Raw genomic sequence first — 11,686 nt, forward strand, 5'->3', positions numbered from 1 at the left:
GCGCAGCGAACGTGCCACCTTGCAGGTAGTAAAATGCGGTTTTTGTCACTTTTCAGACCTGATTTGCCTTCAGCACCCGCAGCATGTTGCCGCCGATGACCTGCCGGATGGTCTCGTCGCTGTGGCCGCGCATGATCATGCCGAGGGTGAAAAGCGGCCAGTTGGACCAGGCGACGCTCTGCTCTGCCTCGATGCTCGTCACGTAGTCGTCCTTGGGCCAGAGATGCTCCCATTTGTCCGCGCTGCCGCCGGGGGCTTTGAGCAGTTTGGCCCGCTCCTCTTTGTCAAAACGCGAGGTGTAGGCCACATCGCAGCCGATGGCGGCGTGCTTGGCCCCGAATTTCTTGATGAGATGGCCGAGGTGGTCGAGCAGCGCGGTAATGTCGCCTTTGCCGCCGAGGAAGCGTGGGATGCAGCAGATGCCAACGAGACCGTCGGTGTCGCAGATGGCCTTGATGGTGTCGTCCGGCTTGCCGCGAAAGTGCTCGTAAACGCCGCAGCAAGTCGTGTGGCTGGCCACCATGGGGCGTGTGCTGGCTTTGGCCGCGTCGTAAGCCGTCTTCCAGCCGCTGTGCGCCACATCGGCGATGACACCGATCTTGTTCATCTCCGCTACAGCCGCATGGCCGAAATCACTCAGGCCGCCGTCGTGCGGTTCCCCGGCTCCATCGCCCAGCGGATTGCGCCGGTTGTAGGTCACGTGCATCATGCGGGTGCCCAGCTCATGGAAGATGCGTATGAAGCGCAGCTCATCCCTCACGCTCTCCCAGTCCTGCATCAGCGGCACACCGTTCGTGGTGAAGCAGAGGCCGACGTTCCCGGACTTTTTCAGCGCCACGATCTCATCTGCCGTGACCACCTTGGAGAGTGTCGGATTCAGCAAGTCCGTGGCTTTGGTGAAATGCGCGAGGCGTTTGATCAGCCGCAACGGGTCGCTGCCTTCTTCGCCGGTGTTTTGAAAAATGCAGGTCACGCCGGCGGCGTGGAAGGCATCGAGGAATTCTTTGCGCTCTCGTTCATTCGTCGCGTTGCGGTTCATGGACATGGATTCGCGCAGGTCGTTGATTTCTGCGGCGCTCATGCCGGATTTGATCGCCTCGTTCATGGCCTCCGCATCGACGGCACAGCGGGGTGCAAAGCCGTAGCTTTCAAAGACGACGGAGCCGAAATGCAGCTCCCATGCGTGGTCAATCTGCGCTTGCGTGGGCTTCAGCAGGCCGAGGGCGATTTCACGCGGCTTGTCGATGGCCGGATTGCCGGTGATCCATGATTTCTTGGCCTCCTGCGAACGGGCGAGGATGTTGAAACTGCCCGCGCAGGCAGCAAGGGGCAGCGATTGAAGCAGGCGACGGCGTGTGAAAGGAGCGTTCATGCGGGTGAACAAACGCGCCTGGGCTGCAGTTTTAGAGCAGCAAATGCACAGTCTAGCGGCGGAGCTTCTTCTTCAGGCGCATCCAAGTCGGGACGTCGAGGTCCTCACCTTGCACGATCGAAGGTTCGGTGTCCTTGAAACGACCGCGGTCTTCTTCACCGAGGCTGAAGGTCTGCTGGCTTTCAGCCGTGGCAGTGGCCTTGCGGGTGAGGACGGCGGTGGCGCTGATGGTGGTCGATTCAGGCTCCGGTTCGTCGAATGAAATGAGGTCGTCCTGCGCAGCAGAGACTTCGGTCTGCAAGGTGACGCTGCGGGCCACGACGGCGGCGAGGGTGGATTCCTTGGTGCTGCGGGCGGCATCGGCAAGTTCCTTCGCGGCAGGGGTGCGCACTGGAATGCGTGCCGTTTCGGGAGTGGAAGCGATCATGGGTGGAGGAGCGAGCTCCTCAAAGGGCTCGAAACCGTCAAAGGCAGGCGGCTCTTCCACATGGGCCACTGGCAGCTCCACGGGCTGCACTTTGGCGGCTTCAGCCTGGAGGCTGCTCAAAGGAAAGGCTTCACCGACGGCAGGAACGGAGGCGAACTCCTCGGACTTGAAGAGCAAATCTGGAGGAGACTCCACGGGCGGCGCATACGGGGATGGAGCCTTCTTGGCATGGATCTCACGTTTGGGAGCCGGGGCAGGGGTTATGACAGGAGCAGGGGCCGGAGCCGGGGCTGCGACAGGGGCGGGCAGCTCAGCGCGGGGCTGGAGCATTTCCGAAGGCGGTGCTGCGGTGGCGTGAGCGTTGAGCTGATTGAGTCCCAGCGAACTGATGAGAGTGACGGCGACGGCGTCTCCCAGTTTCGCATCGACCCCGAGGCCGAAGAGAATGTGGGTTTGATCCGGCACATGACGTCCCAGCTGCTTCATGACACCCTCGACTTCGACCAAGGTGAGCGATTCGCCGCCGGCGACGTGGACCAGCAGGTTCTTCGTCTGGTGCAGGAGACGGCCGGAGTCGATGAGCGGGCTCTTGAGCGCCTTCTTGAGCGCCTCGGCACCGCGGTTCTGGCCGCGGGCTTCGCCGAAGCCAAAGAGGCAGCGGCCGTTGGCATTGGCCAGAGCGGAGGTGAGGTCGTCGAGGCCGAGCTTCACCAGACCTGGCGTGGTGGTGATGGTGGAGATGGCGCGCAGGCTCTGGGCAATGAGCTGGTCCGCCTGATTGAAGGCTTTCTGAATGCCGTCCTTCGGCAGGATGAGCTCACCCATGCGGTTGTTTTCAAACAGCACGAGGGCATCCGCACGCTTTTGCAGCAGTTCCAGCGCCTCCTCGGCCTGGGCCAGACGACGGCGGCCTTCGAAGCTGAAAGGCATGGTGGCGACGACGAGCACCAAGGCACCGGTGTTCTTCGCGATTTCAGCAATGACAGGGGCCGCGCCGCTGCCGGTGCCGCCGCCGAGTCCGGCGCTGATGAAGATGATGTCGTGATTCTCAATGGACTGACGAATCTGCTCGCGCGAGAACAGCGCGGCCTCACGTCCGAGATCGGGATCGCCGCCTGCACCAATGCCCTTCATGAGCTCGGCTCCCAGCTGGATCTTCACCGGCGCCATGGAATGACCGAGCACCCGCACGTCCGTATGCGCGCAGACCAGCGTGGCATCCACGATACGGTCCAGGGTGATGCGATCGACAACGTTGGAACCTGCGCCGCCGACACCGACGATGCAGATGCGCGGTGCCGCCGTACTGGCACCTTCAGGTGATTGGGAGCGGTCGTATTCTACCATAATCGTGGGTGGTTAAGGTTGGGCTGCTGTTTTTAAATTAAAGTGTGACGGATGAGAGTAGCTCCTGCATTCGTCGGCCAAGGCGCTTCAGGGGGGAGAGAAATGGCTTCTCGCTGTCAAGAATCTGCGCATAACGAATGAGGCCGATCGGAGCGGAGTATTGGGGATTCTCGAAAGTGGCGGTGATGCCGCTGACGGGAGCCGAACCTGCGCGCGTGACTTTGATCCCAAACACTTCGCGGGCCACCACGTCAACGCCTTTCATCATGCTGACACCGCCCGTGAGGTAAATGCCTGCGCCGAGACGGCCGAGGTGATCCTCCACACGCACCTTCACCTGAATAAGTATTTCTTTAGTGCGGAGGTTCATGACCTCATTCAAAAACGCACGTTCGATCTCGCCGAGGATCAAGCCCGTATCGTCCTCGATGCTGAGCATTTCGCCTTCCGGCACCTCATCATAGAGCACGCTGCCTTCTTCCACCTTGAGGCGTTCGGCACGTCCGTTCGGGATCTGCAGCGCCATCGAGACATCATTGGTGATGTGGTCGCCACCGAGGGGGACGCAGCCGGAGGCGGTGATCATGCCGTCTTCATACAAGACGTAGTCACAAGTGCCGGCACCGAAGTCGATCATGAGCGCACCCTGCATTTTCGCCTCACGTGTGAGCACGACCTGTGCCGCAGCGACGGGATTGAAGACGACGTCCTCCACTTCGAGCGGAATTTCACGCACGCAGCGGATGGCATTTTGCACCCGGCCACGCACGCCGTGGATGATGTGGTAATCAGCCTCCAGCACACGGCCCTCGCGGCCAATGGGCTGGCGCACGGCCTCCTGCCCGTCCACGATGTACTGCCGTGTGACGCTGTGCAGAAAGACATTCGACTGGGGAATGGACACGCTGCGGGCGATTTCCTTCGCTTCTTCCACATCGTCCTCGCTGATTTCAGTTTGATCGTCCGGCAGGCGGTGACGGCCACGATTGTTCAAGCTCTCAATGTGAGCGCCGGTGACGCCGAGGAAGACATTGCGGATCATCACATCGCTGCGGTCTTCCGCACGCACGAGCGCATCGTTCACACAGGTCTGGACCTTTTCGAAATCCACGATCTCGCCTTTGCGCACGCCACGGGAAGGAGCCTGGCCGACGCCGAGAATCTTGATGGCTCCATCACGCTTGGCTTCACCCACGACGACGCAGATCTTGTGCGTTCCGATTTCAAGACCTGCGTAAATGGTGCTTTTTGCCATGAGTTTCAGCGTGCGGATGGAGTGGAGGCGGTGTCCGCCAGATTCAGCCCGGTGACATCCGGCGTTTCATGAAAAGTGGCGGGGGTGTTGGTGGTGGCGATCAAGTTCAGCGTGGCGAGGCGCCATTTGCGTGCGCGCGCCTCATGCATGACGCGGTCAAAGCGCGCCAGCTGCGGGTCCATGTCATCCACTCCGAAGGTGATTTTGGTGTCACCGTTAAAATGAGCGACGAGCGACCATGGATTCGGAATTTCGATCATTTCCAGCGCCGGATGGTCATCCTGCTGGCGCTTTTGGAGCTTCTCCATCAGGCGAAGCGCGGCGTGCACCTGCATGTCTGGAGATGGCTTGCCGGGGGTGGCTTCGCTGAGGTTCGGGAACTGGATGCGGGGCATCGCGAGATAGTCCCGGGTGATAACGTTGCAGGGCACCAGCGCACCTTCTGCGTCAATCAGGCAGCCTTTGCCGGTCAGCGGTCCCAGGAGCTTGTGCTTGGGGCATTCCATCCAGGCCACTGGCAGGCGCTGCACGACATCGAGCGTAAGCTTGCCGTGGTAGTCACGATGGATCACCGCCGACTTCACCTGGGGCAGGCGTTCAATCTTCGCGCGCACTTCGCGCAGGTTCATGGTGAGCAGGTTGGTGGCTTCGGTGAGGCCGGTGGCGGCCACGAGCTGCTGCCGCGTGAGGGTGCCCTCCGTGTTCACCTCCACGGTCTTCAGCATGAACTGCGAATTCTTTTCCAAAGCTTCGTGCCACGTCACCCAGCCGATGCCGACCACGATCATCGCCGTGATCAGCCACATGGCAGTACGGAAGCCGCGGCGGCGGCGCTCCACGGCCTCATGCTCGCGAATGACCGGAGATTCCGGCTGATAGTCGATTACGTGGGTGCCCGTTCCCTTGCGCTTGCGGGAAGGGCGCTTGGCTGATTTTTTCGAGCCATTCTTGGCAGCAGACATGAGCGGGCGTACAAAAAGGCCAGTTCCGAACACAGGCGGAATTGGTAGTTAATGGGCCTTAAATAATAGATTCCCAGTCCGATTGCCATAATTATTCGCGAAAAAATGCGACGCCTGTATTCACAGGGGCTTGGGTTATTCACAATTTTGCGGCGCAATCCGCCCTTTAACCTGCTGCAAATGCGATGTCAGCGTTACTTTTTTACCACCCAGATATTGCGGTAGCGGACCGGATTGCCGTGGTTCTGGAGGTGCACCGGACCCGGCGTCGGGGCCTCTTTGTTGGGGGCTGAGGTCGTCGCGCCGGGCAGGTCCTGATTCTCGTGAATCACCACGCCGTTGTGTTTGACGGTGATCTTCGCATTCGAGGACTTCTGGCCCCCCGCATCGTAGCGGGCGGCAGTAAAGTCGATGTCGTAGGTCTGCCAGGTCAGCGGCGGCAGGCACATATTCACCTTCGGGGCAGCGATCTTGTACAACCCGCCGCACTCGTTGTCCTTCCCTTCGAGTGCGAAGCTGTCGAGCATCTGCACCTCGTAGCGGCCTTGCAGATAGAGGCCGCTGTTGCCCCGGCCCTGACCGCGCGCATCGGGCATGTAGGGCAGGAGGAACTCCACGTGCAGGCTACAGTCGCCAAAGGTGTCCTCGCTCGTGATCCCCTCCATCAAAGCGCCGATTTTCTCATCCACACGCGAATTGGGGAAACGGTTCACCCCCTTGCCATCAAACAGCACCACCGCCTTTTCCGGCGGCGGGGCGCCCAGAGTGGGAGATTCGCGGTTCGGGCGGTTGAGTTCCATGATTTTCAACCCGTCGGCATTGTTCACCAGGATGCTCGCGCCGTTCGCCTCTGCCTTGATGGAACCGTCTGGCGAGGTAAACGCGGCGGTCTTTTCGCCTTCTGCCCGTGTGCCGATAACCCGGGTGATCGTGCTCCGGTCTCCATCCCATCCCGCGCCCGGCAGGCCGCCGAGACGGCTCACCGCCTCGAATTTGCCGCCGCCCTGCGCCCAGATTTGCACGCCGTAGGTCTTGCCGTCGATTTCACCGACGTACTCGCCCTGAATGGCAAAATCCTCGTCCGTCTGCGCCGGATCGGTGAAGGCCTTCGGCTTGGGTGCCGCAGGCTGCTGAGCATGAACGACTGTGGCAAACAGGAGGGCGGTGAGGAGGAGGCGCATGGAGGGCGAAGGTGGAGAGCGAACGGATTTATGCCAGTTTGAGGAAGGGCATGGAAGGGGGTAGGCTAAAGAACTTCGGGATGGAGGGCGCTACCTCTCCTTCAAAACCCAAGGTTCTGAAGTCGGGCGGGAAAGCAAAAATTCGTTGGTTGCCATGTTCGAACGGAGCCGAACAGCCACAATGACGTCATTGGGATTCTGACGCGATGGGACCGTTTTCCCATGCGACCATTCAACCCCTTCAATGAAAGTCGGAGGTGATGCGAGCAACGCATCAATGCTGTTTGGTTGAATGGATGGTGGCAAGGCTTTCGGTTTGCTCTTGCGAAGCTCGATCCCGTACTCTTTGGGATTGTCGATCTGATAGTAAACCTCCAGGCAGAAATCGGAATCGAGAAGATGACGCTCACGGTGCGTTGAAAAAATGGCCATGCCGATGATGCTTTCAATTCCTGGCGGAGTGGCCATTGGCGTATCCTTTGGGGGTAAGAGGGCATACAGTTGACGGCGAAGCATACCCGGTTTCACAAAACCTGCCAAACGTCGATAGGCGCGTTCACGCTGGTTTTTTTGATGACTCTGCAAATCGTCACTTTTGCTGAGATTGGCCGCACTGAGATAGGCCACGCTATGGCAACCAGTCATGCCAGTCGTCAACACCATGCTTGCGAGGAGGGTGGCGATTCGGAACAGCATCTTCCTATCAACTCCGGTGTTATGGGCATTCCTCATTTCAAGTTCATCATTGCTCCGCTACCCCGCCTTCACCAGTGTCACCAGCTCCTGCAGGGAGGCCTTGGCATCGCCGAAGAGCATGCGGCAGTTGTCGCGGAGGAAGAGGGCGTTTTCGATGCCGGCGAAGCCTTTGCCCATGCTGCGCTTCATGACGATCACGGTGCCGGCCTTTTCGGCTTCGATGATGGGCATGCCGTAGATGGGGCTGGATTTGTCTTCGTGCGCAGCGGGATTCACCACGTCGTTGGCGCCGATGACGAGGCAGACGTCCACGCGCTCCATCTCGGGGTTGATCGTTTCCATTTCGATCAGCTGGTCGTAGGGCACATCGGCCTCGGCGAGCAGCACGTTCATATGGCCGGGCATGCGACCGGCGACGGGATGGATGGCGAAGCTGACTTCGACGCCCTTCTTGGCGAGTTCATCCGCCAGCTGCCGCACCTGATGCTGCGCCTGCGCGACGGCGAGCCCGTAGCCGGGCACGATGACCACCCGTCCTGCCATGCCGAGCAGCAGGGCCGCCTCATCCGCCTGCACGGATTTCACACTGCCCGTGGCAGCGGCTGCCGTACTGGCGGTGGCATCGACTTTGCCAAAGGCGCTGAAGAGCACATTCGTCACGGGGCGGTTCATGGCCTGGCACATGGCCAGTGTCAGGAGGGTGCCGGAGGAGCCGACGAGCGTGCCGGCGATGATCATGGCGACGTTATCGATGGCAAAACCATCCGCAGCGACGGCGAGGCCGGTGAAGGAGTTCAGCAGTGAAATGACCACCGGCATGTCCGCGCCGCCGATGGGCATGACCATCAGCACGCCGAGCGCGAGTGCGATCACAATGAACAAGCACATGAGCGCCATGCTGTGCGAGCCTCCTGCCATCGTGAGCGCCAGGAGCAGGCTGGCCAGGAAGAGCAGGCCGTTCAACAACTGCTGCGCGGGATAGGTTACCGGTTTGTCGAAATGGCCTTCGAGCTTGAAAAAGGCGATGATGCTGCCGGACAGCGAGACGGCACCGATCATGGCCGCGCAGAGCATGGAGATCACGAACTTCAGGCTCGAATCCGCTGTGACATGCGCGAATTCAATCGCCGCCACCAAGGCGGCCGCGCCGCCTCCGGCCCCATTGAAGAGCGCCACCATCTGCGGCATGGCTGTCATCTTCACCTTGTAGGCGCCGGCGGCACCCACGGCCAGGCCAAGCAGTATGCCGACGAAGATCAGCAGCCACTTCCACAGTGACACGCCTTCACCATGCGAGCCATGCAGCTGCGGCAACACTGCCAGCAGGGCGAGCACCATGCCCAGGCCTGCAATTAAATTTCCCCTCCGTGCAGTCTTGGGGGAGGCCAGCAGTTTGATGCCGAGGATGAACAGAACAGAAGCGATCAGAAAGGCAAAGGAGGTGATCATGGGGGCGTTTGACTTCGTCTATCTCCACTTTGTTCCGGTTGTCTCACTTCTTCCGTTTGAACATTTGCAGCATGCGGTCGGTGACCATGAAGCCGCCGAACACGTTGGCTGAACCCAGCACGACAGCGGCGAATCCTGCGGCGGATTGCAGGAAGCCATCGGCCTCGGCCAGCGCCAGCATGCCGCCGAGGAGGATGATGCCGTGGATCGCGTTCGTGCCGGACATCAGCGGCGTGTGCAGCATGGACGGCACCTTGGAGATGAGCTCGAAGCCGAGAAAGACCGACAGCACGAAGATGACAAAGATGAGCATTTCCACGGTCATGGCAGATCAGGTGGCGGTGGCGAGTTTGTCGTTCACGATGCGGCCGCCGTGGGTTATGACGCAGCTTTTGAGAATGTCGTCGTCCAGGTTCAGCTTCAGCGCCTGCGTCTCCTTGTCCCAGAACTCCGTCAGCAATGCGGTGACATTGGACGAGTACATCTGGCTGGCATGTACAGGCACGCGGCCCGGCAGGCTGGCGATGCCGACGATCTTCACGCCTTTGCGCTCGATGATCTGGTCGACCACCACGCCTTCGACATTGCCGCCGCTTTCGACGGCAAGATCCACCACGACGCTGCCCGGCTTCATCGCATCCAGCATCTCGCTGGTGAGCAGCACTGGAGCACGCCGGCCAAACACCTGCGCCGTGGTGATGACGATGTCCGACTCAGCGCATACGCGCGCCATGCCTTCGCGCTGGAGCTTGAGCTGGTCGTCGGTCAGCGCCTTCGCGTAACCACCTTCCGTCTGCCCGGTCTCACCCACGTCGATTTTCACAAATTTCGCACCGAGTGATTTCACCTGCTCTTCGACGACCGGCCGCGTATCAAAGGCTTCCACCTTGGCGCCCAGACGTTTGGCCGTGGCGATGGCCTGCAGCCCTGCCACGCCTGCGCCGATGATGAAAACCTTCACCGGCTTGATCGTGCCTGCGGGCGTCATCATCATGGGGAAAATCTTCCCAGATTGTCCTGCGGCCACGATCACGGCGGCATAGCCCGCCAGACTCGCCTGCGAGGAGAGCACATCCATCTTCTGCGCCCGCGTGCTGCGCGGCACAAGCTCCATGCTGATGGCGGTCACATTGCGGGCCGCCAGCGCACGGATCAATTCCGGCGACTGAAACGGATCGAGCAAGGCGATGAACACCGCGCCCTCACGCAGGGCGCTCACTTCATCCAGCGTTGGTTTGCGCACCTGGAGGATGACATCTGCTGCGGCCAGCATCGCGGTGCGATCTGTCCGCACTGCTGCGCCGGCTCTCGTGTAATCCATGTCACTGTGACCGCAGGAAAGGCCGAGTCCGGATTCCACTTCAATCTTCGCCCCCAGGGCCACAAGCTTGGCCACGTGCTCAGGCACCAAGGCGGTGCGCGTTTCTCCCGCATGGGTTTCTTTGGGAACAGCGACAGTCATCTGGATGGGAGGACACGAATGATGACGAAGCCTGACACCTGGCCCGCATCATGTAAAGAATGAAAGGAGAGTGCGTGGATAGGCTACGGCCCTAGCGGGCAGAGCTGAACGCTCAGGCTCAGATAAGCTCTCTCAGCGGTGCACCCTGATCCACGATGAAGTTGGGCCTGCCCTGATGATCCGTGTATATCGTATCAAGCGGGACGCCCATGTGATGGTAGATGGTGGCGGCGAGATCGCCGGGAGTGACAGGGCGTTCATCAATCTGGCCGCCGTCTTTGTCGGAGGCACCGATGACCTGGCCATGACGGAAGCCGCCACCGGCGAGGGACATGGACATGACGTAGGGCCAGTGGTTGCGACCGTCGGTGCTGCCCTGTGTGCCGAGTGTGGGCGTGCGGCCAAACTCGCCCATGGTGATGACGAGCGTGTTTTCGAGCAGGCCGCGCTCGGCGAGATCGCTGACGAGTGTGGTGATGACGTGGTCGAACACTGGCAGCAGCGGGCGCAGGCCGTTCCAGATGCCACCGTAGGGCGGGATGTTGTCGCCGTGGTTGTCCCAGGTGCCGGAGGCGCCGTGATTGCTGAGATCAATGGTGACGAAGGAAGAGCCGCGCTCCACGAGACGGCGCGCGAGCAATGCCTGCTTGGCCCAGTCATGCTCGCCGTAGCGGTCGCGCACTTTTTGCGGTTCCTTGCTCAGATCAAAAGCCTCCTGCGCCCGGCCACCGGCCACGATGTCGAAGGCGGTCTGCGAGAAGCTGTCCATGGCGCTCATCATGCCGCTGGCATCGATGTCGGCACGCAGGCCGTCCATTTGTTTGCTCAGCGTCTGGCGCGCTTGCAGGCGGTCCATGCTGAGGCCGGAGGGAAGCTGGAAGAGCTTGGTGGCGCTGCTGCCATCGAAGGGATCATACTGCGTGCCGAGGTAGCCGCCCCACGCGACGTGCGAGCGCGATTTCATGTTCAGCACGACATACGGCGGCATGGCCGGATGATTGGCCCCGCGATGCTTGGCCACGATGCTGCCGAACGAGGGATAGTACTTCGCCTTTGGATTCGTGCGCGGCTCGTTGGCGAGGTTCGCCGTCTGCATGACCATGTTGGGCTCATGATTGCTGAAGCGGCAGTCCACCGAGCGGATGAGGGTGAACTTGTCCAGCATGGCAGCCTGCTTGGGCAAATACTCGCAGATATGCGTGCCGGGCAGTTTGGTGGGGATCGTTTTGAAGGGGCCGCGAATCTCACGCGGGCGATCAGGCTTCGGGTCCCAGGTGTCGATCTGCGAGGGGCCGCCGGTCATCCAGAGCAGGATCACCGCTTTGCCGCTCTTGGTGGTCTTTCCCTCTGCACGCAGTTTCGTCAGCGCAGGCAGGGTGAGGCCGCCCAGGCCTGCGAGGCTCGTCTTCAAAACCGAGCGCCGGCTGTGGACGACCACGCCATCCCGCACACGCGGGTTCATGAACGTGAATGCATGCGGGGCGCTGTGGCCGGAGCAGGGATGATCGGGAGATGACATCGGAGTTCAATACGCA

10 protein-coding genes are annotated in these 11,686 nt (G+C 60.8%); all 10 read right to left on the reverse strand.

Going from position 1 to position 11,686, the window contains the following annotated elements; all coding sequences use genetic code 11:
- Positions 1 to 52 precede the first annotated feature (52 nt).
- The 10 genes from AC24GY_RS01625 to AC24GY_RS01670 all read right to left on the reverse strand — a co-directional run bounded on the left by AC24GY_RS01625 (position 53) and on the right by AC24GY_RS01670 (position 11,670).
- Positions 53 to 1,372, reverse strand: coding sequence for a dipeptidase (locus AC24GY_RS01625; RefSeq protein WP_487679718.1), 1,320 nt, complete (start codon positions 1,370 to 1,372; stop codon positions 53 to 55).
- Positions 1,373 to 1,424: 52 nt separating this feature from the next.
- Positions 1,425 to 3,146, reverse strand: a complete 1,722-nt coding sequence (locus tag AC24GY_RS01630) for a cell division protein FtsZ (RefSeq protein WP_487679720.1) — start codon at positions 3,144 to 3,146, stop codon at positions 1,425 to 1,427.
- A 37-nt stretch (positions 3,147 to 3,183) separates the two neighbouring features.
- Positions 3,184 to 4,401 (reverse strand): cell division protein FtsA, encoded by a 1,218-nt coding sequence (gene ftsA / locus AC24GY_RS01635; protein ID WP_422322256.1) that lies wholly within the window; start codon positions 4,399 to 4,401, stop codon positions 3,184 to 3,186.
- Between the two features lie 5 nt (positions 4,402 to 4,406).
- Positions 4,407 to 5,363 (reverse strand): cell division protein FtsQ/DivIB, encoded by a 957-nt coding sequence (locus AC24GY_RS01640; RefSeq protein ID WP_487679723.1) that lies wholly within the window; start codon positions 5,361 to 5,363, stop codon positions 4,407 to 4,409.
- A 194-nt stretch (positions 5,364 to 5,557) separates the two neighbouring features.
- Positions 5,558 to 6,544, reverse strand: coding sequence for a 3-keto-disaccharide hydrolase (locus AC24GY_RS01645; protein WP_487679725.1), 987 nt, complete (start codon positions 6,542 to 6,544; stop codon positions 5,558 to 5,560).
- Between the two features lie 90 nt (positions 6,545 to 6,634).
- On the reverse strand, positions 6,635 to 7,240 hold the full coding sequence (locus AC24GY_RS01650) for a hypothetical protein (RefSeq protein WP_487679727.1): 606 nt from the start codon (positions 7,238 to 7,240) through the stop codon (positions 6,635 to 6,637).
- Between the two features lie 57 nt (positions 7,241 to 7,297).
- Entirely contained in the window at positions 7,298 to 8,689 is a 1,392-nt protein-coding gene (locus tag AC24GY_RS01655) for an NAD(P)(+) transhydrogenase (Re/Si-specific) subunit beta (protein WP_487679729.1), read from the reverse strand.
- Positions 8,690 to 8,732: 43 nt separating this feature from the next.
- Positions 8,733 to 9,014, reverse strand: coding sequence for an NAD(P) transhydrogenase subunit alpha part 2 (locus tag AC24GY_RS01660; protein ID WP_397381651.1), 282 nt, complete (start codon positions 9,012 to 9,014; stop codon positions 8,733 to 8,735).
- Between the two features lie 6 nt (positions 9,015 to 9,020).
- Positions 9,021 to 10,151: a Re/Si-specific NAD(P)(+) transhydrogenase subunit alpha gene (locus tag AC24GY_RS01665; protein WP_487679731.1), complete on the reverse strand. Its 1,131-nt coding sequence runs from the start codon at positions 10,149 to 10,151 to the stop codon at positions 9,021 to 9,023.
- Between the two features lie 118 nt (positions 10,152 to 10,269).
- Positions 10,270 to 11,670: a DUF1501 domain-containing protein gene (locus AC24GY_RS01670; protein WP_487679733.1), complete on the reverse strand. Its 1,401-nt coding sequence runs from the start codon at positions 11,668 to 11,670 to the stop codon at positions 10,270 to 10,272.
- Positions 11,671 to 11,686 lie beyond the last annotated feature (16 nt).

The organism is Prosthecobacter sp. Pr1, from assembly GCF_057652315.1.

What these genes read in the sequence shown, in the direction of transcription:
- AC24GY_RS01625 (WP_487679718.1), bottom strand. Translation starts at nt 1,372, where the DNA reads ATGAACGCTCCTTTCACACGCCGTCGCCTGCTTCAATCGCTGCCCCTT.
- AC24GY_RS01630 (WP_487679720.1), bottom strand. Translation starts at nt 3,146, where the DNA reads ATGGTAGAATACGACCGCTCCCAATCACCTGAAGGTGCCAGTACGGCG.
- ftsA (WP_422322256.1), bottom strand. Translation starts at nt 4,401, where the DNA reads ATGGCAAAAAGCACCATTTACGCAGGTCTTGAAATCGGAACGCACAAG.
- AC24GY_RS01640 (WP_487679723.1), bottom strand. Translation starts at nt 5,363, where the DNA reads ATGTCTGCTGCCAAGAATGGCTCGAAAAAATCAGCCAAGCGCCCTTCC.
- AC24GY_RS01645 (WP_487679725.1), bottom strand. Translation starts at nt 6,544, where the DNA reads ATGCGCCTCCTCCTCACCGCCCTCCTGTTTGCCACAGTCGTTCATGCT.
- AC24GY_RS01650 (WP_487679727.1), bottom strand. Translation starts at nt 7,240, where the DNA reads ATGCTGTTCCGAATCGCCACCCTCCTCGCAAGCATGGTGTTGACGACT.
- AC24GY_RS01655 (WP_487679729.1), bottom strand. Translation starts at nt 8,689, where the DNA reads ATGATCACCTCCTTTGCCTTTCTGATCGCTTCTGTTCTGTTCATCCTC.
- AC24GY_RS01660 (WP_397381651.1), bottom strand. Translation starts at nt 9,014, where the DNA reads ATGACCGTGGAAATGCTCATCTTTGTCATCTTCGTGCTGTCGGTCTTT.
- AC24GY_RS01665 (WP_487679731.1), bottom strand. Translation starts at nt 10,151, where the DNA reads ATGACTGTCGCTGTTCCCAAAGAAACCCATGCGGGAGAAACGCGCACC.
- AC24GY_RS01670 (WP_487679733.1), bottom strand. Translation starts at nt 11,670, where the DNA reads ATGTCATCTCCCGATCATCCCTGCTCCGGCCACAGCGCCCCGCATGCA.